The following is a 26,169-nucleotide window of genomic DNA, read 5'->3' as shown; positions in this document are numbered from 1 at the left end:
AAATAACAATCTAATATCAACTTGTTAAAAAACAAGGAAGGCTAATATGCTAGTTGTAGAACTCATCATAGTTTTGCTGGCGATCTTCTTGGGCGCCAGATTGGGGGGAATAGGTATTGGTTTTGCAGGCGGATTGGGGGTGCTGGTTCTTGCCGCTATTGGCGTTAAACCCGGTAACATCCCGTTCGATGTCATTTCCATTATCATGGCGGTTATCGCCGCTATTTCTGCCATGCAGGTTGCTGGCGGTCTGGACTATCTGGTTCATCAGACAGAAAAGCTGCTGCGCCGTAACCCGAAATACATCACGATCCTCGCACCGATCGTGACCTATTTCCTGACTATCTTTGCTGGTACTGGCAACATCTCTCTGGCGACACTGCCTGTTATCGCTGAAGTTGCGAAGGAACAAGGCGTTAAACCTTGCCGTCCGCTGTCTACTGCAGTGGTATCCGCGCAGATTGCGATCACCGCATCGCCAATCTCAGCAGCAGTGGTTTACATGTCTTCCGTGATGGAAGGTCATGGCATCAGCTACCTCCATCTGCTCTCCGTGGTCATCCCGTCCACCCTGCTGGCGGTTCTGGTGATGTCCTTCCTGGTCACTATGCTGTTCAACTCCAAACTCTCTGACGATCCGATTTATCGCAAGCGTCTGGAAGAGGGCCTGGTTGAACTGCGCGGTGAAAAGCAGATTGAAATCAAATCCGGTGCAAAAACGTCCGTCTGGCTGTTCCTGCTGGGCGTAGTTGGCGTTGTTATCTATGCAATCATCAACAGCCCAAGCATGGGTCTGGTTGAAAAACCGCTGATGAACACCACCAACGCAATCCTGATCATCATGCTCAGCGTTGCAACTCTGACCACCGTTATCTGTAAAGTCGATACCGACAACATCCTCAACTCCAGCACCTTCAAAGCAGGTATGAGCGCCTGTATTTGTATCCTGGGTGTTGCGTGGCTGGGCGATACTTTCGTTTCCAACAACATCGACTGGATCAAAGATACCGCTGGTGAAGTGATTCAGGGTCATCCGTGGCTGCTGGCCGTCATCTTCTTCTTTGCTTCTGCTCTGCTGTACTCTCAGGCTGCAACCGCAAAAGCACTGATGCCGATGGCTCTGGCACTGAACGTTTCTCCGCTGACCGCTGTTGCTTCTTTCGCTGCGGTGTCTGGTCTGTTCATTCTGCCGACTTACCCGACGCTGGTTGCTGCGGTACAGATGGATGACACGGGTACTACCCGTATCGGTAAATTCGTCTTCAACCATCCGTTCTTCATCCCGGGTACTCTGGGTGTTGCCCTGGCCGTTTGCTTCGGCTTCGTGCTGGGTAGCTTCATGCTGTAATGACCAATCGCGGGGCTTCAGGCCCCGCTTTCTTTCCCGCCGACTAACATCCTTCCCCCGTCCGTTGTATAGTGACCTCTCTCTTGCGGTTCCATCTGTTCTTGCGAGGTGTTTATGCTTGATGAAAAAAGTTCGAATACCGCGTCTGTCGTGGTGCTATGTACGGCACCGGATGAAGCGACAGCCCAGGATTTAGCCGCCAAAGTGCTGGCGGAAAAACTGGCGGCCTGCGCGACCTTGATCCCCGGCGCTACCTCTCTCTATTACTGGGAAGGTAAGCTGGAGCAAGAATACGAAGTGCAGATGATTTTAAAAACTACCGTATCTCACCAGCAGGCACTGCTGGAATGCCTGAAGTCTCATCATCCATATCAAACCCCGGAACTTCTGGTTTTACCTGTTACACACGGAGACACAGATTACCTCTCATGGCTCAACGCATCTTTACGCTGATCCTGCTACTTTGCAGCACTTCCGTTTTTGCCGGATTATTCGACGCGCCGGGACGTTCACAATTTGTCCCCGCGGATCAAGCCTTTGCTTTTGATTTTCAGCAAAACCAACATGACCTGAATCTGACCTGGCAGATCAAAGACGGTTACTACCTCTACCGTAAACAGGTCCGCATTACGCCGGAACACGCGAAAATTGCCGACGTGCAGCTGCCGCAAGGCGTCTGGCATGAAGATGAGTTTTACGGCAAAAGCGAGATTTACCGCGATCGGCTGACACTTCCCATAACCATCAACCAGGCGAGTGCAGGAGCGACGTTAACGGTGACCTACCAGGGCTGCGCTGATGCCGGCTTCTGTTATCCGCCAGAAACCAAAACCGTTCCGTTAAGCGAAGTGGTCGCCAACAACGCAGCGTCACAGCTTGTGTCTGTTCCGCAGCAAGAGCAGCCCGCCGCACAATTGCCCTTTTCCGCGCTCTGGGCGTTGTTGATCGGTATTGGTATCGCCTTTACGCCATGTGTACTGCCGATGTACCCACTGATATCCGGCATCGTGCTGGGCGGTAAACAGCGGCTCTCCACTGCCAGAGCATTGATGCTGACCTTTATTTATGTGCAGGGGATGGCGCTGACCTATACGGCGCTGGGTCTGGTGGTTGCCGCCGCAGGGTTACAGTTCCAGGCGGCGCTACAGCACCCATACGTGCTCATTGGCCTCGCTATCGTCTTTACCTTGCTGGCGATGTCAATGTTTGGCTTGTTTACCCTGCAACTCCCCTCTTCGCTGCAAACGCGCCTCACGCTGATGAGCAATCGCCAACAGGGCGGCTCACCTGGCGGTGTGTTTGTTATGGGGGCGATTGCCGGACTGATCTGTTCACCATGCACCACCGCACCGCTTAGCGCGATTCTGCTGTATATCGCCCAAAGCGGGAACATGTGGCTGGGCGGCGGCACGCTTTATCTCTATGCGTTGGGCATGGGCCTGCCGCTGATGCTAATTACCGTCTTTGGTAACCGCTTGCTGCCGAAAAGCGGCCCGTGGATGGAACAAGTCAAAACCGCGTTTGGTTTTGTGATCCTCGCACTGCCGGTCTTCCTGCTGGAGCGAGTGATTGGTGATATATGGGGATTACGCTTGTGGTCGGCGCTTGGTGTCGCATTCTTTGGCTGGGCCTTTATCACCAGCCTACAGGCCAAACGCGGCTGGATGAGCGTAGTGCAAATAATTCTGCTGGCAGCAGCATTGGTTAGCGTGCGCCCACTTCAGGATTGGGCATTTGGTGCGACGCATACCGCGCAAACTCAGACGCATCTCAACTTTACACAAATCAAAACGGTAGATGAGTTAAATCAGGCGCTCGTTGAAGCCAAAGGCAAACCAGTGATGTTAGATCTCTATGCCGACTGGTGCGTCGCCTGTAAAGAGTTTGAGAAATACACCTTCAGCGACCCGCAGGTGCAAAAAGCGTTAGCAGACACGGTATTACTTCAGGCCAACGTCACTGCCAACGACGCCCAAGATGTGGCGCTGTTAAAGCATCTTAATGTCCTTGGCCTACCGACAATTCTCTTTTTTGACGGACAAGGCCAGGAGCATCCGCAAGCACGCGTCACGGGCTTTATGGATGCTGAAACCTTCAGCGCACATTTGCGCGACCGCCAACCGTGAACGACACTTGCAGTGGGAAAGACGGAGGAAAATAGCGTGCAACGTGAAGATGTACTGGGAGAAGCCCTGAAATTATTAGAATTACAAGGGATTGCCAACACCACGCTGGAGATGGTTGCTGAACGTGTGGATTATCCACTGGACGAGCTACGCCGCTTCTGGCCAGACAAAGAGGCAATCCTCTATGATGCGCTGCGCTATCTTAGCCAACAGATAGATGTCTGGCGTCGTCAGCTGATGCTGGACGAAACGCAAACCGCCGAACAAAAGCTGCTGGCGCGTTATCAGGCGCTATCGGAGTGCGTTAAAAACAACCGCTATCCGGGCTGTCTGTTTATCGCTGCCTGTACGTTTTATCCCGATCCTGGCCACCCTATTCATCAACTGGCCGATCAGCAAAAAAGCGCGGCCTACGATTTCACCCACGAACTGTTAACCACGCTGGAAGTTGACGATCCGGCGATGGTAGCAAAGCAGATGGAACTGGTGCTGGAAGGCTGTTTAAGCCGAATGCTGGTGAATCGTAGCCACGCGGATGTCGACACCGCACATCGGCTGGCAGAAGATATCCTGCGCTTCGCTCGCTGCCGCCAGGGTGGCGCACTGACCTGACAGAAACACAGAAAAGAAGCGATTTGCCGCAATCTTAAGCAGTTGAATCGCTTTTACTGAAATTAGGTTGACGAGATGTGCAGATTACGGTTTAATGCGCCCCGTTGCCCGGATAGCTCAGTCGGTAGAGCAGGGGATTGAAAATCCCCGTGTCCTTGGTTCGATTCCGAGTCCGGGCACCAAATTCATATAAACGGACCTCCACGGAGGTCCGTTTTTCGTTTCAGGACGCCATGTGATTTAAGCGTTCTGCCTTCAAATCATTTCTAACAATCTCAACCAAATTTTCCCACATCGCCAGCATGTTGCGGGTATACCCCAGCTCTGGGAGATTTATCCCTAAGCTATGAATGACTCTCACGAAATGTCGTGCGGCTGCGTGATGCAGTTGAAAATCAAATGATGTCATCAAGAGCTTAACGGTATCGTTGCCGATGACATATATAAAGCACAACATCGGGCGGAACGCCGGCTGATGAGATTTTCTGAATGAGAACAAAGAGTAATGTATCAATTCGTTTGCTCATGCAAAGACTAATAATCCATTAAAATAGTAAGCGCTCTGAGCAATTTTCCGGGGATTATTTTCTGAACATTTTTCTTTGGCAAAGATGATGAATAATGATGGTAAGGTAAATTACTTCTGGTGCTCATTAAACTCCTTTCGTAAAGCTATGTAACCAAGAAGTTTATAGCAGGTAAAAATAACGTCCAACATTCACTGATAATATGTAAACTCGACCATCTATAGATGGTAAAAATAGGTCATGGCAATTATCATTGAACCATTCCCTTTTCGAATGAGTTTCTATTATGCAACAACCTGTAGTTCGCGTTGGCGAATGGCTTGTTACTCCGTCCATAAACCAAATTAGTCGCAATGGGCGTCAACTTACCCTTGAGCCGAGATTAATCGATCTTCTGGTTTTCTTTGCTCAACACAGTGGCGAAGTACTTAGCAGGGATGAACTTATCGATAATGTCTGGAAGAGAAGTATTGTCACCAATCACGTTGTGACGCAGAGTATCTCAGAACTACGTAAGTCATTAAAAGATAATGATGAAGATAGTCCTGTCTATATCGCTACTGTACCAAAGCGCGGCTATAAATTAATGGTGCCGGTTATCTGGTACAGCGAAGAAGAGGGAGAGGAAATAATGCTATCTTCGCCTCCCCCTATACCAGAGGCGGTTCCTGACACAGATTCTCCCTCCCAAAGTCTTAACATTCAAAACACCGCAACACCACCTGAACAATCCCCAGTTAAAAGCAAACGATTCACTACCTTTTGGGTATGGTTTTTTTTCCTGTTGTCGTTAGGTATCTGTGTAGCACTGGTAGCGTTTTCAAGTCTTGATACACGTCTTCCTATGAGCAAATCGCGTATTTTGCTCAATCCACGCGATATTGACATTAATATGGTAAATAAAAGTTGTAACAGCTGGAGTTCCCCGTATCAGCTCTCTTACGCGATAGGCGTGGGTGATTTGGTGGCGACATCACTTAACACCTTCTCCACCTTTATGGTGCATGACAAAATCAACTACAACATTGATGAACCGAGCAGTTCCGGTAAAACATTATCTATTGCGTTTGTTAATCAGCGCCAATACCGTGCTCAACAATGCTTTATGTCGGTAAAATTGGTAGACAATGCAGATGGTTCAACCATGCTGGATAAACGTTATGTCATCACTAACGGTAATCAGCTGGCGATTCAAAATGATTTACTGGAGAGTTTATCAAAAGCGTTAAACCAACCGTGGCCACAACGAATGCAGGAGATGCTCCAGCAAATTTTGCCGCATCGTGGTGCGTTATTAACTAATTTTTATCAGGCTCATGATTATTTACTGCATGGCGATGATAAATCATTGAACCGTGCCAGTGAATTACTAGGTGAGATTGTTCAATCATCCCCCGAATTTACCTACGCGAGAGCAGAAAAAGCATTAGTTGATATCGTGCGCCATTCTCAGCATCCTTTAGATGAAAAACAATTAGCAGCACTGAATACAGAAATAGATAACATTGTTACACTGCCGGAACTGAACAACCTGTCCATTATATATCAAATAAAAGCGGTCAGTGCTCTGGTAAAAGGTAAAACAGATGAGTCTTACCAGGCGATAAATACTGGCATTGATCTTGAAATGTCCTGGCTAAATTATGTGTTGCTTGGCAAGGTTTATGAAATGAAGGGGATGAACCGGGAAGCAGCTGATGCATATCTCACCGCCTTTAATTTACGCCCAGGGGCAAACACCCTTTACTGGATTGAAAATGGTATATTCCAGACTTCTGTTCCTTATGTTGTACCTTATCTCGACAAATTTCTCGCTTCAGAATAAGTGACTCCCGGGTTGATTCATACTCGGGAATATTTGTTGTTGAGTTTTTGTATGCTCTTTTTGGTATAATATGTTGCGGCAATTTATTTGCCGCATAATTTTTATCACATAAATTTAACCATGGAATATTCCGCAATCTATTGTAAACATTGAATGTTTATCTTTTCATGATATCAACTTGCGATCCTGATGTGTTAATAAAAAACCTCAAGTTCTCACTTACAGAAACTTTTGTGTTATTTCACCTAATCTTTAGGATTAATCTTTTTTTTTGAGTAATCTTGTCGCCAGTTTGGTCTGGTCAGTAAATAGTTACGCATCATGACCCGGACTCCAAATTCAAAAATGAAATTAGGAGAAGAGCATGAGTTCTGCCAAGAAGATCGGGCTATTTGCCTGTACCGGTGTTGTTGCCGGTAATATGATGGGGAGCGGCATTGCATTATTGCCTGCGAACCTTGCAAGTATCGGTGGTATTGCTATCTGGGGTTGGATTATCTCTATTATTGGTGCAATGTCGTTGGCTTATGTATATGCCCGACTGGCAACAAAAAACCCGCAACAAGGTGGCCCAATTGCTTATGCCGGAGAAATTTCTCCTGCATTTGGTTTTCAGACAGGTGTTCTTTATTACCATGCTAACTGGATTGGTAACCTGGCGATTGGTATTACCGCTGTATCTTATCTTTCCACCTTCTTCCCTGTATTAAATGATCCTGTTCCGGCGGGTATCGCTTGTATTGCTATCGTCTGGGTATTTACCTTTGTAAATATGCTCGGCGGTACCTGGGTAAGCCGTTTAACCACTATTGGTCTGGTGCTGGTTCTTATTCCTGTAGTTATGACTGCTATTGTTGGCTGGCATTGGTTTGATGCTGCAACTTATGCTGCTAACTGGAATACCGCAGGTACTACTGATGGTCATGCGATCATTAAAAGTATTCTGCTCTGCCTGTGGGCCTTCGTGGGTGTTGAATCCGCAGCGGTAAGTACTGGTATGGTTAAAAACCCGAAACGTACCGTTCCGCTGGCAACCATGCTGGGTACTGGTTTAGCAGGTATTGTTTACATCGCTGCGACTCAGGTGCTTTCCGGTATGTATCCGTCTTCTGTAATGGCAGGCTCCGGTGCTCCGTTTGCAATCAGTGCTTCTACTATCCTGGGTAACTGGGCTGCGCCGATGGTTTCTGCATTCACCGCTTTTGCGTGCCTGACTTCTCTGGGCTCCTGGATGATGCTGGTAGGTCAGGCAGGTGTGCGTGCCGCTAACGACGGTAACTTCCCGAAAGTTTATGGTGAAGTCGACAGCAACGGTATTCCGAAAAAAGGTCTGCTGCTGGCTGCAGTGAAAATGACTGCCCTGATGATCCTCATCACTCTGATGAACTCTGCCGGTGGTAAAGCATCTGACCTGTTCGGTGAACTGACCGGTATCGCAGTACTGCTGACTATGCTGCCGTACTTCTACTCTTGCGTTGACCTGATTCGTTTTGAAGGCGTTAACATCCGCAACTTTGTCAGCCTGATCTGCTCTGTACTGGGTTGCGTGTTCTGCTTCATCGCGCTGATGGGCGCAAGCTCCTTCGAGCTGGCAGGTACCTTCATCGTCAGCCTGATTATCCTGATGTTCTACGCTCGCAAAATGCACGAGCGCCAGAGCCACTCAATGGATAACCACACAGCGTCTAACGCACATTAATTAAAAGTATTTTCCGAGGCTCCTCCTTTCATTTTGTCCCATGTGTTGGGAGGGGCCTTTTTTACCTGGAGATATGACTATGAACGTTATTGCAATATTGAATCACATGGGGGTTTATTTTAAAGAAGAACCCATCCGTGAACTTCATCGCGCGCTTGAACGTCTGAACTTCCAGATTGTTTACCCGAATGACCGTGACGACTTATTAAAACTGATCGAAAACAATGCGCGTCTGTGCGGTGTTATTTTTGACTGGGATAAATATAATCTCGAGCTGTGCGAAGAAATTAGCAAAATGAACGAGAACCTGCCGTTGTACGCGTTCGCTAATACGTATTCCACTCTCGATGTCAGCCTGAATGACCTGCGTTTACAGATTAGCTTCTTTGAATATGCGCTGGGTGCTGCTGATGATATTGCTAACAAGATCAAGCAGACCACTGACGAATATATCAACACTATTCTGCCTCCGCTGACCAAAGCACTGTTTAAATATGTTCGTGAAGGTAAATATACTTTCTGTACTCCTGGTCACATGGGCGGTACTGCATTCCAGAAAAGCCCGGTAGGTAGCCTGTTCTATGATTTCTTTGGTCCGAACACCATGAAATCTGATATTTCCATTTCAGTATCTGAATTGGGTTCTCTGCTGGATCACAGCGGTCCGCACAAAGAAGCAGAACAGTACATCGCTCGCGTATTTAACGCAGATCGCAGCTACATGGTGACCAACGGTACTTCCACTGCGAACAAAATTGTTGGTATGTACTCTGCTCCGGCAGGCAGCACCATTCTGATTGACCGTAACTGCCACAAATCGCTGACCCACCTGATGATGATGAGCGATGTTACGCCAATCTATTTCCGCCCGACCCGTAACGCTTACGGTATTCTTGGTGGTATCCCACAGAGTGAATTCCAGCACGCTACCATTGCTAAGCGCGTAAAAGAAACACCAAACGCGACCTGGCCGGTACATGCCGTAATTACTAACTCTACCTATGATGGCCTGCTGTACAACACCGACTTCATCAAGAAAACACTGGATGTAAAATCCATCCACTTTGACTCCGCGTGGGTGCCTTACACCAACTTCTCACCGATTTACGAAGGTAAATGCGGTATGAGCGGTGGCCGTGTAGAAGGGAAAGTGATTTACGAAACCCAGTCTACTCACAAACTGCTGGCGGCGTTCTCTCAGGCTTCCATGATCCACGTTAAAGGTGATGTAAACGAAGAAACCTTTAACGAAGCCTACATGATGCACACCACCACTTCTCCGCACTACGGTATCGTGGCGTCCACTGAAACCGCTGCGGCGATGATGAAAGGTAATGCTGGTAAGCGTCTGATCAACGGTTCCATTGAACGTGCGATCAAGTTCCGTAAAGAGATCAAACGCCTGAGAACGGAATCTGATGGCTGGTTCTTTGATGTATGGCAGCCGGATCATATCGATACCACTGAATGCTGGCCGCTGCGTTCTGACAGCTCCTGGCACGGCTTCAAGAACATCGACAATGAGCACATGTATCTTGACCCGATTAAAGTCACCCTGCTGACCCCGGGGATGGAAAAAGACGGCACCATGAGCGACTTTGGTATTCCGGCCAGCATCGTGGCGAAATACCTCGACGAACATGGCATCGTTGTTGAGAAAACCGGCCCGTATAACCTGCTGTTCCTGTTCAGCATCGGTATTGATAAGACCAAAGCATTGAGCCTGCTGCGTGCTCTGACTGACTTCAAACGTGCGTTCGACCTGAACCTGCGTGTGAAAAACATGCTGCCGTCTCTGTATCGTGAAGATCCTGAATTCTATGAAGATATGCGTATTCAGGAACTGGCTCAGAATATCCACAAACTGATTGTTCACCACAATCTGCCGGATCTGATGTATCGCGCATTTGAAGTTCTGCCGACAATGGTTATGACTCCGTATGCGGCGTTCCAGAAAGAGCTGCACGGTATGACCGAAGAAGTTTACCTCGACGAAATGGTAGGTCGTATTAACGCCAATATGATCCTTCCGTATCCGCCGGGAGTTCCTCTGGTAATGCCGGGTGAAATGATCACCGAAGAAAGCCGTCCGGTGCTGGAGTTCCTGCAGATGCTGTGTGAAATCGGCGCTCACTATCCGGGCTTTGAAACCGATATTCACGGTGCATACCGTCAGGCTGATGGCCGCTATACCGTTAAGGTATTGAAAGAAGAAAGCAAAAAATAATTAGCTCGTACAAGGGAAGTGGCTTGCCACTTCCCTTTTTTGCTCATAAGGAGAACACATGAAAACACCCTCACAGCCGCGCGCGATATACTATATCGTGGCGATCCAAATCTGGGAGTACTTCAGTTTTTACGGCATGCGTGCCTTACTCATTCTCTATCTCACCCATCAGCTTGGTTTTGATGATAACCATGCCATCAGCCTGTTCAGCGCATATGCATCTCTGGTTTACGTTACCCCTATTCTCGGCGGCTGGCTTGCCGACCGCCTGCTCGGCAATCGTACTGCGGTAATTGCCGGCGCGCTGTTAATGACCCTTGGCCATGTAGTGCTGGGCATTGATACAAATTCAACCTTTAGCCTGTATCTGGCGCTGGCAATCATTATTTGTGGCTACGGTTTATTCAAATCAAACATCAGCTGTTTGCTTGGCGAGCTCTACGACGAGAACGATCATCGACGTGATGGCGGTTTTTCGCTGCTGTATGCTGCGGGCAATATCGGTTCTATCGCAGCCCCCATCGCCTGCGGTCTGGCTGCTCAGTGGTATGGATGGCATGTTGGCTTTGCCCTTGCGGGTGGTGGCATGTTTATCGGTTTGTTGATTTTCTTAAGCGGTCATCGTCATTTCCAGTCAACGCGTAGTATGGATAAAAAAGCGCTCACTCGCGTGAAATTTGCCTTACCGGTATGGAGCTGGTTAGTGGTGATGCTCTGTTTAGCCCCAGTATTTTTTACCCTGCTGCTGGAGAACGACTGGTCCGGATATTTGCTGGCGATCGTTTGCCTTATTGCTGCACAAATCATTGCCCGCATGATGATCAAATTCCCCGAACACCGCCGTGCTCTTTGGCAAATTGTATTGTTGATGTTTGTCGGGACGTTGTTCTGGGTACTGGCACAACAGGGTGGCAGTACCATCAGCTTGTTTATCGATCGCTTTGTGAATCGTCAGGCATTCAATATTGAAGTACCTACTGCACTATTCCAGTCAGTGAACGCAATTGCGGTGATGCTCGCTGGGGTTGTTCTGGCCTGGCTGGCGTCGCCAGAAAGCCGCGGCAATTCAGCATTGCGCGTCTGGCTGAAGTTTGCCTTTGGCTTACTGCTGATGGCTTGTGGCTTTATGTTGCTGGCATTTGATGCCCGACATGCAGCGGCTGGCGGTCAAGCGTCAATGGGCGTGATGATATCCGGGCTGGCGCTAATGGGCTTTGCTGAACTCTTTATTGACCCGGTGGCGATTGCGCAAATCACGCGTCTGAAAATGTCTGGCGTATTAACCGGTATTTATATGCTGGCAACAGGCGCGGTCGCCAACTGGCTGGCAGGCGTCGTGGCACAGCAGACGACAGAGTCGCAAATTAGCGGTATGGCAATTGCAGCTTACCAGCGATTCTTTTCTCAGATGGGAGAGTGGACGTTGGCTTGTGTCGCGATCATCGTGGTATTGACCTTTGCTGTCCGTTTTCTGTTTAGCACGCCGACGAATATGATACAGGAGAGCAACGATTAACTGTCGTAAAAACAATTGGTTATGAATAAATTAACTTTCAGTTTATCACACTAATAAATCGAGATTAATAAGTCATTTAAACCATTTTGATGGTTATTTATTAGTGATATCAACTTGAGGTAAGCGTTAGTTTCGATAAGATAAACTGAGTTATTAATAGTCGAGGCAGATAATACAGTGTACCGATCTGTCTCTTTATCTACGCTAAATTGAAAGCTGGATTTAGAGGAACCAAAATGTCTGAACGAGAAACACGGGGAGCCAATGAGGCTATTGATTTTAACGATGAACTGAGAAATCGCCGCGAAAAACTGGCGGCACTACGTCAGCAAGGTGTGGCGTTTCCCAATGATTTTCGCCGCGACCATACCTCTGACCAGTTGCACGAAGAGTTTGATGCGAAGGATAACCAGGAACTGGAATCCTTAAACATTGAAGTCTCGGTTGCTGGCCGAATGATGACCCGTCGTATCATGGGGAAAGCCTCCTTTGTAACGTTGCAGGATGTCGGTGGCCGTATTCAACTGTACGTTGCACGAGATAGCCTGCCAGAAGGTGTTTATAACGATCAGTTTAAAAAATGGGACCTCGGCGACATTATCGGTGCCCGCGGTACGCTGTTTAAGACGCAAACGGGTGAGCTTTCCATTCACTGTACTGAGTTACGCCTGCTGACTAAGGCACTGCGTCCATTGCCGGATAAATTCCATGGCTTACAGGATCAGGAAGTCCGTTATCGTCAACGTTATCTGGACCTCATCGCTAACGATAAATCCCGTCAAACGTTTGTTGTCCGTTCAAAAATTCTGGCCGCTATCCGTCAGTTCATGGTCGCTCGCGGTTTTATGGAAGTAGAAACCCCAATGATGCAGGTAATTCCAGGTGGGGCATCTGCTCGCCCGTTTATTACCCATCATAATGCTCTGGATTTGGATATGTACCTGCGTATTGCGCCGGAGCTATATCTGAAACGTCTGGTTGTAGGTGGTTTTGAACGGGTATTCGAAATCAACCGTAACTTCCGTAATGAAGGTATTTCTGTTCGTCATAATCCTGAGTTCACGATGATGGAACTCTACATGGCGTATGCGGATTACCACGATTTGATTGAACTGACGGAATCACTGTTCCGCACTCTGGCACAAGAGGTACTGGGTACCACTAAAGTCACTTATGGCGAGCATGTGTTTGATTTCGGCAAACCGTTTGAAAAACTCACCATGCGCGAAGCAATCAAAAAATATCGTCCAGAAACCGATATGGCGGACCTGGATAATTTTGATGCTGCTAAAGCATTAGCTGAATCTATCGGAATTACGGTAGAGAAAAGCTGGGGGCTGGGACGCATTGTCACGGAGATCTTTGATGAAGTGGCAGAAGCACATCTGATTCAGCCAACCTTTATCACGGAATATCCGGCAGAAGTGTCACCGCTGGCGCGCCGTAATGATGTTAACCCGGAAATCACCGACCGTTTTGAATTCTTCATCGGTGGTCGTGAAATTGGTAATGGTTTTAGCGAATTAAACGACGCAGAAGATCAGGCGGAACGTTTCCAGGAACAGGTTAACGCTAAAGCTGCAGGTGACGACGAAGCCATGTTCTATGACGAAGATTACGTGACTGCGCTGGAATATGGTCTGCCGCCAACCGCGGGTCTGGGTATTGGTATCGACCGAATGATTATGCTGTTTACTAACAGTCATACTATTCGCGACGTTATTCTCTTCCCGGCGATGCGTCCACAGAAATAAATTTCATTTTAACGAACGAAGCAGTCAGACGACTGCTTCGTTCGTCGTTCCACAAATCCAGTTTCGAGGAGAGACGCTTCGTTTCAAGATAACCAGCGGGTCCACTCAACTACAGCTCCTAAAAGAGAGAAAAAAGTAATGCCACAGGCAGGCTCATTGGCCAGGTTATTCCGACCAGGAATGCACTAAGTAAACGAATATGTGTTTTCTCATGTGAGATAAACCAGATAATGACAAAGGATATGTTCACACCAATCACATAAAAAATTAATATTTTAGAGAATAGTGCCATTTTTTATGTTCTTCTTATCCTTCCTGACTACTTGTAAAACTGACGGAAATAGTCATCAACTGTCATAATGTTGAGGTCAAAATCAATATCCGGTAAGTCTAAGCATTTGAGCCTGATTAAATCTTCGATTTCACTTGCGGCTAACGATGTCGTTATTGCGAAGGAATTTTCATTCAATTGTCGTGGTATCCCATATTCATCAGCCACGATAGAGGAGAAATTCATATCATACATCAATGATCTTAACCTTAAGAACACTGAGGAATAAGATGATGGATAATCAAAAGAAACAACATAAGTATTGAACTTGTTTTTACCTTCCATAATATGACTCCTATCAATATTAAACGCTCTGGGGACGCACAACTTATTAACCCCGATCGATGATTCTCATATAGGAGATATTCTTTTTTTTTTGCTCAGTAAAGGGGATGACTTGGGACAAGAAAACGCTCTCTCTGACCATTCTTTGTGCATCCCCCTACCCTTCAGATGCTCTCCTGCATCACACCGCGGAGAGCATGAAAAATATCGTGACTCTGTACTCTCCCATCAACTGCGAATATCATCATACTCCCGTGTTTTATCAAATTCGTGTTTCGCAAATGGACATAATGGGATAATTTTTCGTTTTTCCCGACGCATTTTTTCCACGACTTTCGCAACCAGCTGTTTACCAATCCCTTGTCCTTTCAGGCTTTCATCGACATCGGTATGTTCGATAATCGCTAAATTCTCTCCGGTCGGCACAAAGACAATTTCAGCGATTTGCTTGCCCTGTTCGTCATTAATGTAAAATTTATTGTGGCCTTCGTGTATTTCCATTTTACCCTCGCTTATTTATGACGGTATTTCAGCGCGCCGCTCGGGCACGTATCAATCACTTTAACCACAGTGGCAACGTCGACTTCATCCGGCATGATCCACGGCTTTCGTTTGAGATTAAATAACTTGCCGTTGCCACGTACGCAATTGCCAGAATGCTGACATATCGCAGTGTTGAAATAGACATCGATCTTTTCGCCGGTATAACAGCGATAACCCCCGTCCAGTAGCGCCTGATCCATGACCTTCCCTCTCTCATCAGTATGGTTTTCACTATAAGCATAGCCCTGGAATCTTCATACAGCACTGGCAGTTTCCGTTGCCAGAGTCTCTTCCCCTATATAGCCAATCATTCTTACTCCCTTTGAATTACCCGCCTCATCAGAGATAATGCTTAAGAAATTTGTCACACAAGGAAGCTGATGAGACATTCATTGCCCTACCGCATATTACGCAAACGTCCGATGAAATTGAGTACCACTGTGATCTTAATGGTCAGCGCGGTACTGTTCTCGGTGCTATTGGTGGTGCATCTGATTTACTTCTCGCAAATCAGTGATATGACGCGAGACGGGCTAGCCAACAAGGCACTGGCAGTGGCGCGTACTCTCGCCGACTCGCCGGAAATCCGTCAGGGCTTGCAGAAAAAACCGCAGGAGAGCGGCATCCAGGCCATCGCGGAAGCCGTGCGCAAACGCAACGATCTGCTGTTTATTGTCGTTACCGATATGCAAAGTCTTCGCTACTCGCATCCTGAAGCCCAGCGTATTGGTCAGCCATTTAAAGGTGATGACATCCTTAAAGCGCTGAATGGCGAAGAAAATGTCGCTATCAATCGCGGTTTTCTGGCGCAGGCTTTACGCGTATTTACCCCCATCTACGATGAAAATCATAAACAAATTGGCGTGGTGGCGATCGGCCTTGAGTTAAGCCGCGTGACCCAACAGATCAATGACAGTCGCTGGAGCATCATCTGGTCGGTGTTATTTGGCATGCTGGTCGGGCTGATTGGCACCTGCATTCTGGTTAAGGTACTGAAAAAAATCCTTTTCGGCCTGGAACCCTACGAAATCTCCACGCTGTTTGAGCAACGCCAGGCCATGTTGCAGTCGATCAAAGAAGGCGTCGTTGCCGTGGACGATCGCGGCGAGGTCACGCTGATCAACGATGCCGCACAAGAATTGCTGAATTACCGTAAGTCGCAGGACGATGAGAAACTGTCGACGCTAAGCCACTCGTGGTCACAGGTGGTAGATGTCTCGGAAGTGTTACGCGACGGTACCCCGCGGCGCGACGAAGAGATTACGATTAAAGACCGGCTATTACTGATCAACACCGTTCCGGTGCGCAGTAATGGCGTTATCATCGGTGCCATTTCAACCTTCAGGGACAAAACTGAAGTACGTAAACTGATGCAGCGACTCGACGGTCTGGTCAACTATGCTGACGCACTTCGTGAACGATCCCACGAATTTATGAATAAATTGCATGTGATTCTCGGATTATTGCATCTGAAGAGTTATAAGCAGTTGGAAGATTACATTCTCAAAACAGCCAATAACTATCAGGAAGAGATTGGCTCTCTGCTGGGTAAGATCAAATCTCCGGTTATCGCTGGTTTTTTAATCAGCAAGATTAACCGCGCGACCGATTTAGGCCATACGCTGATTTTAAACAGTGAAAGCCAGCTGCCAGACAGCGGCAGTGAGGACCAGGTCGCGACGCTGATTACCACGTTGGGAAATCTGATAGAAAACGCGCTGGAAGCATTAGGGCCGGAACCCGGTGGCGAAATTAGCGTAACATTGCACTACCGTCACGGCTGGCTGCACTGTGAAGTTAACGATGATGGACCGGGGATCGCACCCGACAAAATCGATCACATTTTTGACAAAGGTGTCTCGACAAAAGGAAGCGAGCGAGGCGTCGGTTTAGCACTTGTCAAACAACAGGTAGAAAATCTCGGCGGCAGCATCGCCGTGGAATCGGAACCCGGGATTTTCACACAATTTTTTGTCCAGATACCCTGGGACGGGGAGAGGTCGAACAGATGATCAATGTATTAATTATCGATGACGACGCAATGGTCGCGGAGCTGAATCGCCGATACGTGGCACAAATCCCAGGCTTTCAATGCTGTGGAACGGCCTCGACGCTGGAGAAAGCCAAAGAGATTATCTTCAATAGCGATACGCCTATCGACCTGATATTGCTCGATATCTATATGCAAAAAGAGAACGGGCTCGATTTACTGCCTGTTCTGCATAATGCGCGTTGCAAAAGTGATGTGATTGTTATCTCTTCCGCTGCCGATGCCGCAACCATTAAAGATTCGCTGCATTACGGAGTCGTGGATTACCTGATCAAACCCTTCCAGGCTACCCGCTTTGAAGAGGCGCTCACCGGCTGGCGGCAAAAGAAAATGGCGCTGGAAAAACATCAGTATTATGACCAGGCCGAGCTTGATCAGCTAATCCACGGCAGCAGCTCCAACGAGCAGGATCCTCGTCGCTTGCCAAAAGGCTTAACGCCGCAGACGTTACGCACGCTGTGCCAGTGGATTGACGCGCATCAGGACTATGAGTTTTCAACCGACGAGCTGGCTAATGAGGTTAACATCTCGCGTGTTTCCTGCCGTAAATATCTCATCTGGCTGGTCAACTGCCACATCTTGTTCACCAGTATCCATTATGGCGTCACAGGTCGTCCGGTTTATCGTTATCGTATTCAGGCAGAACATTACTCACTACTTAAACAATATTGCCAATAACGATCACGGTTATCTGTAAGTAATAATTATTACAGTAATGCAAAATACCCCTGGCACAAGTTACATCGTTTATCAGTAAAACTTGTGCCAGATCAAATATAATTCCCCCTCTCTCACCGCTGAAATTAATATCTCTTCGGATGAACGGTGTTTTTAATTTCAAAACGCTAACAAAAGTTAATTAACTATTATGTCGCCCGCATTATGTGTATTTTTACCCACAAATGGGTAGTTAAGAATAATCTATAAACCTGATGATACCTACCCTGAGAACAAAAAATATACCGATAAGTATCAATAAGATAGCAGCAAACAAAACATTAACATCTGCGTAGTACAAACTATAAACCCATCGCCAGAGAGTATTTCTCTCTGAAAAAACCGCTTATCACAGTGCATAAATTTGCCGCTGCTTTAATCAGCCAATATTCACTGTGAGGTATTTACTCAAGCCGGTAACGACCAAACGGATATTTAGTCAAGCTCTGAAAACAGTTCATACAAAACAGAACGTGACTGTGATCTATTCAGCAAAAATTTAAATAGGATTATCGCGAGGGTTTACACATGTTATTTACTATCCAACTTATCATAATACTGATATGTCTGTTTTATGGTGCCAGAAAGGGTGGTATCGCGCTGGGTTTATTAGGCGGTATCGGCCTGGTCATTCTGGTCTTTGTCTTCCACCTTCAGCCAGGTAAACCACCGGTTGATGTCATGCTGGTTATCATTGCGGTGGTGGCGGCATCGGCGACCTTGCAAGCTTCGGGCGGTCTTGATGTCATGCTGCAAATTGCCGAGAAGCTGCTGCGCCGTAACCCGAAATATGTCTCCATTGTCGCGCCGTTTGTGACCTGTACGCTGACCATTCTTTGCGGTACGGGTCATGTGGTTTACACCATTCTGCCGATCATCTACGACGTTGCTATTAAGAACAACATCCGTCCGGAACGTCCGATGGCGGCAAGTTCTATCGGTGCACAGATGGGGATTATCGCAAGCCCAGTGTCGGTTGCGGTTGTATCTCTGGTTGCGATGCTGGGTAATGTCACCTTTGATGGTCGCCATCTTGAGTTCCTCGACCTGCTGGCAATCACCATTCCATCGACGTTAATCGGTATCCTGGCGATCGGTATCTTCAGCTGGTTCCGCGGTAAAGATCTGGATAAAGACGAAGAGTTCCAGAAATTCATCTCCGTACCGGAAAACCGTGAGTATGTTTACGGTGATACCGCGACGCTGCTGGATAAAAAACTGCCGAAAAGCAACTGGCTGGCAATGTGGATCTTCCTCGGGGCAATCGCTGTAGTTGCACTTCTTGGTGCTGATTCGGACCTGCGTCCATCCTTCGGTGGCAAACCGCTGTCGATGGTACTGGTTATTCAGATGTTTATGCTGCTAACCGGGGCGCTGATTATTATCCTGACCAAAACCAATCCTGCGTCTATCTCAAAAAACGAAGTCTTCCGTTCCGGTATGATCGCCATCGTGGCGGTGTACGGTATCGCATGGATGGCGGAAACCATGTTCGGTGCGCATATGTCTGAAATTCAGAGCGTACTGGGTGAAATGGTGAAAGAGTATCCGTGGGCCTATGCCATTGTTCTGCTGCTGGTTTCCAAGTTTGTAAACTCTCAGGCCGCGGCGCTAGCGGCGATTGTTCCGGTCGCGCTGGCGATCGGCGTTGACCCGGCATACATCGTGGCTTCAGCACCGGCTTGCTATGGTTATTACATCCTGCCGACTTATCCGAGCGACCTGGCAGCGATTCAGTTTGACCGTTCCGGCACCACCCACATCGGTCGCTTCGTCATCAACCACAGCTTTATTCTGCCGGGGTTGATTGGTGTGAGCGTATCGTGCGTCTTCGGCTGGATCTTCGCTGCGATGTACGGGTTCTTATAAATGCACTTTGCGTGCCGCCCGTGACTGCGCGGCACGCCATTTTCGAATAACAAATACAGAGTTACAGGCTGGAAGCTATGTCAAACAAACCCTTTATCTACCAGGCACCTTTCCCGATGGGGAAAGACAATACCGAATACTATCTACTCACGTCCGATTACGTTAGCGTTGCCGACTTCGACGGCGAAACCATCCTGAAAGTGGAACCAGAAGCCCTGACCTTGCTGGCGCAGCAAGCCTTTCACGACGCTTCTTTCATGCTCCGCCCGGCACACCAGAAACAGGTCGCGGCTATTCTTCAAGATCCAGAAGCCAGCGAAAACGACAAGTACGTGGCGCTGCAATTCTTAAGAAACTCAGAAATCGCCGCCAAAGGCGTGCTGCCAACCTGCCAGGATACTGGCACCGCGATCATCGTCGGTAAAAAAGGTCAGCGCGTGTGGACCGGCGGCGGTGATGAAGAAGCGCTGTCGAAAGGTGTCTATAACACCTATATCGAAGATAACCTGCGTTACTCACAAAACGCGCCGCTGGACATGTACAAAGAGGTCAACACCGGCACGAACCTGCCTGCGCAAATCGACCTGTACGCGGTAGATGGCGACGAATACAAATTCCTCTGCGTCGCCAAAGGCGGTGGCTCTGCCAATAAAACGTATCTCTACCAGGAAACCAAAGCTTTGCTGACTCCCGGCAAACTGAAAAACTTCCTCGTCGAGAAAATGCGTACACTCGGTACTGCAGCCTGCCCGCCGTACCATATCGCGTTTGTGATTGGCGGTACGTCTGCGGAAACCAACCTGAAAACCGTCAAGTTAGCAAGCGCTCACTATTATGATGAACTGCCGACGGAAGGGAACGAACATGGTCAGGCGTTCCGCGATGTCCAGCTGGAACAGGAACTGCTGGAAGAGGCCCAGAAACTCGGTCTTGGCGCGCAGTTTGGTGGTAAATACTTCGCGCACGACATTCGCGTTATCCGTCTGCCGCGTCACGGTGCATCCTGCCCGGTAGGCATGGGCGTCTCCTGCTCCGCTGACCGTAACATTAAAGCGAAAATCAACCGCGAAGGTATCTGGATCGAAAAACTGGAACACAATCCAGGCCAGTACATTCCACAAGAACTGCGTCAGGCCGGTGAAGGCGAAGCGGTGAAAGTCGACCTTAACCGCCCGATGAAAGAGATCCTCGCCCAGCTTTCGCAATACCCGGTATCCACCCGCTTGTCGCTCACCGGCACTATTATCGTGGGTCGCGATATTGCACACGCCAAACTGAAAGAGCTGATTGACGCCGGTAAAGAACTGCCGCAGTACATCAAAGATCACCCGATCTACTACGCGGGTCCGGCGAAAACGCCTGCCGGTTATCCATCAGGTTCACTTGGCCCAACCACCGCAGGTCGTATGGACTCCTACGTGGATCTGCTGCAATCCCACGGCGGCAGCATGATCATGCTGGCGAAAGGTAACCGCAGTCAGCAGGTCACCGACGCGTGTCATAAACACGGCGGCTTCTACCTCGGTAGTATCGGCGGTCCGGCGGCGGTACTGGCGCAGCAGAGCATCAAGCATCTGGAATGCGTCGCTTATCCGGAGCTGGGTATGGAAGCTATCTGGAAAATCGAAGTAGAAGATTTCCCGGCGTTTATCCTGGTCGATGACAAAGGCAACGACTTCTTCCAGCAAATCGTCAACAAACAGTGCGCGAACTGCACTAAGTAACCTCTTCGGCCCAGCGCCTGGCAGCATGCTGCCAGGTGATCCCCCTGGGCCACCTCTTTTGCGATTGTAATTTCACGCTTGCTGGTGAATAGTCAGTATTTTCCCTGACTTGCGAACTCACCATGACCCGCACACTCAAGCCGTTAATTCTTAACACCGGCGCACTGGCGCTAACGTTAATCCTGATTTATACCGGCATTTCGGCCAATGACAAACTCACCTGGCTGATGGAAGTGACACCGGTGATTATTGTCGTGCCGCTACTGCTTGCCACCGCCAGACGTTACCCGTTAACGCCGCTGCTCTATACGCTCATTTTCTTCCATGCCATCATCCTGATGGTCGGCGGACAATACACCTACGCGAAAGTCCCTGTCGGTTTTGACGTGCAGGAATGGCTGGGATTGAGCCGTAATCCGTATGACAAGCTGGGGCATTTTTTCCAGGGGCTGGTGCCTGCACTGGTGGCGCGAGAAATTCTCGTTCGCGGGATGTACGTGCGCGGACGTAAAATGGTGGCGTTTCTGGTCTGCTGCGTGGCGCTGGCGATAAGCGCGATGTATGAATTAATCGAGTGGTGGGCAGCGCTGGCAATGGGTCAGGGAGCGGATGATTTTCTCGGCACCCAGGGCGACCAGTGGGACACGCAATCCGATATGTTCTGCGCGCTGCTTGGCGCATTAACGACGGTGATATTCCTCGCTCGCTTTCATTGCCGCCAGCTACGGCGCTTTGGCTTGATAACCGGATAACAACGTGCGCTTTGTTGATGCCGGATGCGGCGTGAATTCCTTATCCGGTCTACAAAATTTGCAAATCCAAAGCATTACATTAAGACGTGGCCTGATAAACATATCGCATCAGGCCATTTTCGTTAGCTATTGTCCACGTCAGGCTTTCACATCACTCACTGCACCGACCGGAATATCAGCATGAACAGGCTCGGGCGGTACTTTGCGATATTTATCCAGCAGATGGATCTGGATCCTGCGCAGCGTGTCACCATTGAGGCGATAGAAACGGAAGTAGAGAATCAGCGTTACCATGAAAAACAGAGTTGGTAGAGCAATCATAATAAACTGCATACCTAATAGGGCTTGCGTAGACTGTTCAACATTCGGTACATAGCCAATCATCCCTAACACAACCGCAATGAAAAAAGCCGCAAAGGCTGAACCGCCCTTCACCACCATAGTCTGCACGGAGTAAGCGATGCTTTCACAGCGTACGTGCAGTTTATATTCACCGTAATCAACGGTATCTGCCACCATGATGACCTGTAATACCCAGAAAAGCGCCGTTCCCACATTCAGCAAGATACCCGCAATCACAATGAGGACGACGTTGTGATAGCTCATTAATGCCATTAACAGGAGAACACCACAGCTTAACACCGGAAGAATAGATGCTCCGGCCCATAAAATGCGTCGGGATAATGATTTAACTAAGCGTGGGAAGAATACTAACGTCACCAGGTTAGCAGCTCCCGCATACGACAGATAATAGGGGAACAAATCCGCATCACCGATAACATATGAGAAATAATAGATAGCAAAGCCGGTAATAATATTGCTGGCTACATTATAAGCAAGAGCCATACCCAAGAGGCATGAAAGCTGATCGTTTTTATAAATAAGCGCAACGATGGCTTTAAGTGTCAGATGGCTTCCTTCAGCAGACGGTTGATTGTCTGACGAAAAGACTTCATGCACATTGCGCAGAGTGATGATGGTTGAAACAATAAAAAAGGCGATCAGTACCAGAGTGAACATCTGAAAGCCAAATCCCCGATCGCCACCGCCGACATAATTAACAAATGGTAGCGTCACACCTGCCGTAACAAAGCCCGCCAGACTGGCAAAAAAACGCGGATAAGGAACCAGTTGTTCGCGCTCACGTTTATCGAGCGTTATGGTTGGAACCAGCGACCAGAAGGGAATATCCATAATGGTGTAAGTCATGCCCCAGAGGATGTAGGTCACGCAAACAAAGACAATCTGAGTAGTACCTTCAAACAGATGCGCACTAAAGAGGAGAAATAAGATTACAGAGTTTGCCAACGTACCGATCAGGATCCAGGGTTTGAACTTACCCCATCGCGATCGCGTAGCATTTACAATCCATCCCATAATCGGATCGTTAATAGCATCCCAGATCCTCGCCACCAGAAACAAAGTACCGACCAAACCCACAGACAGCCCGACGACATCGGTGTAGTAATACATGAGGTACATATACACAATGCCGATCGCAAAATCCTTCCCGAACGCTCCAAATCCATAACTGAGTTTTGTAGTCATTGAAATACTCATAGGGTATCGGGTCGTTGTTACCAACGCCCGCCTTCTGTTATTGGTATCGTCAGAGGTGTGCGCCGGAATAAATCCCCCGGCGCAGTAGCGTTTAGTCGCGTTTTAACGGTGCAACCAGCCTGGCAGCCAGTCGCCGTGGGCGGCAATCAGGTCGTCAACAAGAGCATATATTTCGTCAATGCCCAGCACGGCGGCAGTATGCGGGTCCATCATCGCGGCGTGGTAAACACGGTCGCGATTTTCTGTGAGAATGGCTTCCGTCAGCAGCGTCTGTACGTTGATATTGGTTTGCATCAGGGCGGCCAGATGCGAAGGTAGCGTACCGACTTTGGTCGGCTGAATGCCATTAGCATCAACTAAACAGGCCACTTCCACACAACATCCTTGTGGCAGGTTATCAATCAAACCATCGTTACGGACGTTGCCATAAATCACACTCGGCTCGCCAGTCCAGATAGCGTTCATGATTGTGCTGGCATATTCCCGTGACGGTTTAATATCAATCCGGGAGGCGTTCTTATACTCCTCCAGCTCTTTATGCCAGTTTGCCAATTGTTCGACGCAGCGTTTCGGATACTCATCCAGCGGCACTTTATAACGCTCAATCAAATCCTCACGACCAGGCTTAATAAACCACGGTGTGTATTCAGCAAAATGTTCTGACGATTCCGTGACGAAGTAGCCCAGCTTTTTGAACATTTCATAACGCACAATATTCTGGCAGCGAGTATTGCCATGAATATTCGGCTTCGGTGCCTGCCCTGCGTCATACGCTGCCAGCAGTTCTGGGTAGAGATTCACGTAACTGCCGTCGGCGGTTTTGCGCTCCAGTTCCAGGTAAAACGCCATATGGTTGATACCCGCGCAACGGTAACGCAACGTAGCCGGGTCGATATTGAGGTCACGCGCCAGCTCTTCCGCCGTTCCCTGCACCGAATGGCACAGCCCTACCTGTTTGATATGCGGATAGCGGGCATACATCGCCCAGGTATTCATCGCCATTGGGTTAACATAGTTGAGCATAGTGGCATCGGGGCAGACTTCCGTCATGTCCTCGCAAATTTGCCACAGGTGCGGAATGGTACGTAGCGCGCGCATAATACCGCCCGGCCCCAACGTATCGGCAATGGTTTGTTCCAGACCGTGGCGCTTACAGACCTCAAAATCAGTCACCGTGCAAGGTTCATAACCGCCAATCTGAAATGCCACTACGACAAAATCGGCATCCTGTAAGGCTTCTTTCTGTTGGGTGTGGCAGGTGATTTTGCCACTGGCCCCCGCTGAATCCATCAGCTTGCGCACAACAATGTGCGACTCTTCCAGACGGATGGGATCAATGTCCATCAGGGCAATATGCGCCGTTTTCAGCGCCTCGCGATGGAACACATCACCAAGAATATTTTTAACGAAAATCGTCGAACCAGCGCCGATAAATGTAATTTTGGGTGCAGACATCATGCAGATCTCCTGGCTTGCTTGAATAACTTCATAATGGCAGGCGAATCTGCAGAAAACCTCCGGCTTCCAGGTTGAGCATTCCCATAAACTCAGATCCTGCGTGAAGTGTCAGTAAATCTGAGTTTATGGGAATAAATTACCTGAAAAGCAGAGTTTTCGGCCTCATGGTACTCGGATGATCCCCTCGCCCCTCTGGCAAGAGGGCGAAAACCGTGCTCCCACTCGCAGTCATCCTCCCTCACTCCTGCCATAATTCTGATATTCCAGGAAAGAGAGTCATCCATGAATACAGATACGTTTATGTGCAGCAGCGACGAAAAACAGACCCGCAGCCCGCTGTCGCTGTATTCGGAATACCAGCGGATGGAGATTGAGTTTCGCGCACCGCATATCATGCCCACCAGCCACTGGCATGGTCAGGTCGAAGTGAATGTGCCTTTCGATGGCGATGTGGAATACCTGATCAACAATGAAAAAGTGAGTATCAATCAGGGACATATCACGCTGTTCTGGGCCTGTACACCGCACCAACTAACAGATACCGGAAACTGTCAGAGCATGGCGATTTTTAATCTGCCGATGCATCTGTTTCTCTCCTGGCCGCTGGATAAAGACCTGATTAACCACGTCACTCACGGCATGGTGATCAAATCACTGGCGACACAGCAACTTAGCCCGTTTGAAGTGCGCCGCTGGCAGCAGGAATTGAACAGTCCGAACGAGCAAATTCGCCAGCTCGCCATTGATGAAATTGGCCTGATGCTCAAGCGATTTAGCCTCTCTGGCTGGGAACCGATTCTGGTCAATAAAACCTCGCGCACACACAAAAACAGCGTCTCGCGCCATGCGCAATTTTATGTCAGCCAGATGCTGGGCTTTATTGCCGAAAACTATGATCAGGCGCTGACCATCAACGATGTGGCTGAGCACGTCAAACTTAACGCCAACTATGCAATGGGGATATTCCAGCGGGTCATGCAATTGACGATGAAACAGTACATTACCGCGATGCGCATCAACCACGTTCGCGCGTTACTGAGCGATACCGATAAAAGTATTCTCGATATTGCCCTGACGGCAGGCTTTCGTTCGAGTAGCCGTTTTTACAGCACGTTCGGCAAATATGTCGGCATGTCACCGCAACAATACCGCAAACTTAGCCAACAGCGCCGCCAGACGTTTCCCGGCTAAAGACGATATCAGTATCAGCCAAAAAAATAGTTTAGCCGTCGATAATAAGCAGTGA

The 26,169-nt window shown here is 48.6% G+C and carries 21 protein-coding genes and 1 tRNA gene; 16 read left to right on the top strand and 6 right to left on the bottom strand.

All coding sequences use genetic code 11. The annotated features are described in order from the left end of the window. Positions 1-46: 46 nt before the first annotated feature. From dcuA to lysS, 10 genes are all read left to right on the top strand, one after another. A complete protein-coding gene (gene dcuA / locus BEB54_RS10945) occupies positions 47-1,348 on the top strand; it encodes an anaerobic C4-dicarboxylate transporter DcuA (RefSeq protein WP_000961959.1) in 1,302 nt (433 codons plus the stop codon). 114 nt (positions 1,349-1,462) lie between these two features. Continuing rightward, on the top strand, positions 1,463-1,801 hold the full coding sequence (gene cutA, locus BEB54_RS10940) for a divalent cation tolerance protein CutA (protein ID WP_000883400.1): 339 nt from the start codon (positions 1,463-1,465) through the stop codon (positions 1,799-1,801). Beyond that, positions 1,777-3,474 (top strand): protein-disulfide reductase DsbD, encoded by a 1,698-nt coding sequence (gene dsbD, locus BEB54_RS10935; protein ID WP_105277357.1) that lies wholly within the window; start codon positions 1,777-1,779, stop codon positions 3,472-3,474. The genes cutA and dsbD overlap by 25 nt, the downstream gene beginning before the upstream one ends. Positions 3,475-3,510: 36 nt before the next feature. Then, entirely contained in the window at positions 3,511-4,086 is a 576-nt protein-coding gene (locus BEB54_RS10930; RefSeq protein ID WP_001317578.1) for a transcriptional regulator, read from the top strand. Between the two features lie 106 nt (positions 4,087-4,192). Further along, positions 4,193-4,268: transfer RNA gene (locus tag BEB54_RS10925), tRNA-Phe, on the top strand. 631 nt (positions 4,269-4,899) lie between these two features. Then, positions 4,900-6,438: a lysine decarboxylation/transport transcriptional activator CadC gene (gene cadC / locus BEB54_RS10915; RefSeq protein WP_001187201.1), complete on the top strand. Its 1,539-nt coding sequence runs from the start codon at positions 4,900-4,902 to the stop codon at positions 6,436-6,438. Positions 6,439-6,802: 364 nt separating this feature from the next. Then, positions 6,803-8,137 (top strand): cadaverine/lysine antiporter, encoded by a 1,335-nt coding sequence (gene cadB, locus BEB54_RS10905; protein WP_000092915.1) that lies wholly within the window; start codon positions 6,803-6,805, stop codon positions 8,135-8,137. 79 nt (positions 8,138-8,216) lie between these two features. After that, a complete protein-coding gene (cadA, locus tag BEB54_RS10900) occupies positions 8,217-10,364 on the top strand; it encodes a lysine decarboxylase CadA (protein WP_001355092.1) in 2,148 nt (715 codons plus the stop codon). A 58-nt stretch (positions 10,365-10,422) separates the two neighbouring features. Then, positions 10,423-11,880: a dipeptide/tripeptide permease DtpC gene (gene dtpC / locus BEB54_RS10895; RefSeq protein WP_105277354.1), complete on the top strand. Its 1,458-nt coding sequence runs from the start codon at positions 10,423-10,425 to the stop codon at positions 11,878-11,880. 236 nt (positions 11,881-12,116) lie between these two features. Then, positions 12,117-13,634 carry a lysine--tRNA ligase gene (gene lysS, locus BEB54_RS10890; protein WP_000003806.1) on the top strand — a complete coding sequence of 506 codons (1,518 nt, stop codon included), beginning with the start codon at positions 12,117-12,119 and terminating at the stop codon, positions 13,632-13,634. A 118-nt stretch (positions 13,635-13,752) separates the two neighbouring features. Here lysS and ghoT read toward each other — a convergent pair whose 3' ends face one another. The 4 genes from ghoT to yjdI form a co-directional block, all read right to left on the bottom strand. Beyond that, positions 13,753-13,926: a type V toxin-antitoxin system toxin GhoT gene (gene ghoT / locus BEB54_RS10885; protein WP_001173343.1), complete on the bottom strand. Its 174-nt coding sequence runs from the start codon at positions 13,924-13,926 to the stop codon at positions 13,753-13,755. Between the two features lie 27 nt (positions 13,927-13,953). Then, a complete protein-coding gene (ghoS, locus tag BEB54_RS10880; protein ID WP_000398619.1) occupies positions 13,954-14,250 on the bottom strand; it encodes a type V toxin-antitoxin system endoribonuclease antitoxin GhoS in 297 nt (98 codons plus the stop codon). A 228-nt stretch (positions 14,251-14,478) separates the two neighbouring features. Beyond that, positions 14,479-14,751, bottom strand: coding sequence for a GNAT family N-acetyltransferase (locus BEB54_RS10875; protein ID WP_024704987.1), 273 nt, complete (start codon positions 14,749-14,751; stop codon positions 14,479-14,481). 11 nt (positions 14,752-14,762) lie between these two features. Next, complete coding sequence (yjdI, locus tag BEB54_RS10870) at positions 14,763-14,993, bottom strand: 4Fe-4S mono-cluster protein YjdI (protein WP_000371704.1); 231 nt, start codon at positions 14,991-14,993, stop codon at positions 14,763-14,765. 180 nt (positions 14,994-15,173) lie between these two features. Between yjdI and BEB54_RS10865 the strand changes: the two genes are divergently transcribed. From BEB54_RS10865 to BEB54_RS10840, 5 genes are all read left to right on the top strand, one after another. Further along, on the top strand, positions 15,174-16,805 hold the full coding sequence (locus BEB54_RS10865) for a sensor histidine kinase (protein WP_001216450.1): 1,632 nt from the start codon (positions 15,174-15,176) through the stop codon (positions 16,803-16,805). Then, entirely contained in the window at positions 16,802-17,521 is a 720-nt protein-coding gene (gene dcuR / locus BEB54_RS10860; protein WP_000611290.1) for a two-component system response regulator DcuR, read from the top strand. Before BEB54_RS10865 ends, dcuR begins: the two co-directional genes overlap by 4 nt. Positions 17,522-18,088: 567 nt before the next feature. After that, positions 18,089-19,429 carry an anaerobic C4-dicarboxylate transporter DcuB gene (dcuB, locus tag BEB54_RS10850; protein ID WP_105277353.1) on the top strand — a complete coding sequence of 447 codons (1,341 nt, stop codon included), beginning with the start codon at positions 18,089-18,091 and terminating at the stop codon, positions 19,427-19,429. Positions 19,430-19,506: 77 nt separating this feature from the next. Further along, complete coding sequence (fumB, locus tag BEB54_RS10845; protein ID WP_000066710.1) at positions 19,507-21,153, top strand: class I fumarate hydratase; 1,647 nt, start codon at positions 19,507-19,509, stop codon at positions 21,151-21,153. A gap of 122 nt (positions 21,154-21,275) precedes the next feature. Continuing rightward, positions 21,276-21,905, top strand: a complete 630-nt coding sequence (locus BEB54_RS10840; protein WP_105277352.1) for a DUF2238 domain-containing protein — start codon at positions 21,276-21,278, stop codon at positions 21,903-21,905. A 138-nt stretch (positions 21,906-22,043) separates the two neighbouring features. Here the strand turns inward: BEB54_RS10840 and melB are convergent, their stop codons facing one another. After that, complete coding sequence (gene melB / locus BEB54_RS10830) at positions 22,044-23,465, bottom strand: melibiose:sodium transporter MelB (protein ID WP_000028114.1); 1,422 nt, start codon at positions 23,463-23,465, stop codon at positions 22,044-22,046. Between the two features lie 102 nt (positions 23,466-23,567). Next, positions 23,568-24,923 (bottom strand): alpha-galactosidase, encoded by a 1,356-nt coding sequence (gene melA / locus BEB54_RS10825; protein WP_105277351.1) that lies wholly within the window; start codon positions 24,921-24,923, stop codon positions 23,568-23,570. Between the two features lie 258 nt (positions 24,924-25,181). Between melA and melR the strand changes: the two genes are divergently transcribed. Continuing rightward, on the top strand, positions 25,182-26,114 hold the full coding sequence (melR, locus tag BEB54_RS10820) for a transcriptional regulator MelR (RefSeq protein ID WP_257855034.1): 933 nt from the start codon (positions 25,182-25,184) through the stop codon (positions 26,112-26,114). Positions 26,115-26,169: the final 55 nt, after the last annotated feature.

It is taken from the genome of Escherichia sp. MOD1-EC6021, from assembly GCF_002965245.1.
Classification (GTDB): domain Bacteria; phylum Pseudomonadota; class Gammaproteobacteria; order Enterobacterales; family Enterobacteriaceae; genus Escherichia; species Escherichia coli_F.
The sequence above is the reverse complement of the archived record's forward strand: the minus strand, read 5'-3'. Positions and strand labels throughout refer to the sequence as shown.

Bases quoted from the DNA above. Each gene is read 5' to 3' on its own strand.
- BEB54_RS10865 (WP_001216450.1), top strand. From the start codon at position 15,174: ATGAGACATTCATTGCCCTACCGCATATTACGCAAACGTCCGATGAAA.
- melB (WP_000028114.1), bottom strand. From the start codon at position 23,465: ATGAGTATTTCAATGACTACAAAACTCAGTTATGGATTTGGAGCGTTC.
- BEB54_RS10875 (WP_024704987.1), bottom strand. From the start codon at position 14,751: ATGGAAATACACGAAGGCCACAATAAATTTTACATTAATGACGAACAG.
- ghoS (WP_000398619.1), bottom strand. From the start codon at position 14,250: ATGGAAGGTAAAAACAAGTTCAATACTTATGTTGTTTCTTTTGATTAT.
- yjdI (WP_000371704.1), bottom strand. From the start codon at position 14,993: ATGGATCAGGCGCTACTGGACGGGGGTTATCGCTGTTATACCGGCGAA.
- cutA (WP_000883400.1), top strand. From the start codon at position 1,463: ATGCTTGATGAAAAAAGTTCGAATACCGCGTCTGTCGTGGTGCTATGT.
- fumB (WP_000066710.1), top strand. From the start codon at position 19,507: ATGTCAAACAAACCCTTTATCTACCAGGCACCTTTCCCGATGGGGAAA.
- cadB (WP_000092915.1), top strand. From the start codon at position 6,803: ATGAGTTCTGCCAAGAAGATCGGGCTATTTGCCTGTACCGGTGTTGTT.
- ghoT (WP_001173343.1), bottom strand. From the start codon at position 13,926: ATGGCACTATTCTCTAAAATATTAATTTTTTATGTGATTGGTGTGAAC.
- cadA (WP_001355092.1), top strand. From the start codon at position 8,217: ATGAACGTTATTGCAATATTGAATCACATGGGGGTTTATTTTAAAGAA.
- lysS (WP_000003806.1), top strand. From the start codon at position 12,117: ATGTCTGAACGAGAAACACGGGGAGCCAATGAGGCTATTGATTTTAAC.
- dcuB (WP_105277353.1), top strand. From the start codon at position 18,089: ATGTTATTTACTATCCAACTTATCATAATACTGATATGTCTGTTTTAT.
- dcuR (WP_000611290.1), top strand. From the start codon at position 16,802: ATGATCAATGTATTAATTATCGATGACGACGCAATGGTCGCGGAGCTG.
- cadC (WP_001187201.1), top strand. From the start codon at position 4,900: ATGCAACAACCTGTAGTTCGCGTTGGCGAATGGCTTGTTACTCCGTCC.
- melA (WP_105277351.1), bottom strand. From the start codon at position 24,923: ATGATGTCTGCACCCAAAATTACATTTATCGGCGCTGGTTCGACGATT.
- dsbD (WP_105277357.1), top strand. From the start codon at position 1,777: ATGGCTCAACGCATCTTTACGCTGATCCTGCTACTTTGCAGCACTTCC.
- dcuA (WP_000961959.1), top strand. From the start codon at position 47: ATGCTAGTTGTAGAACTCATCATAGTTTTGCTGGCGATCTTCTTGGGC.
- BEB54_RS10840 (WP_105277352.1), top strand. From the start codon at position 21,276: ATGACCCGCACACTCAAGCCGTTAATTCTTAACACCGGCGCACTGGCG.
- dtpC (WP_105277354.1), top strand. From the start codon at position 10,423: ATGAAAACACCCTCACAGCCGCGCGCGATATACTATATCGTGGCGATC.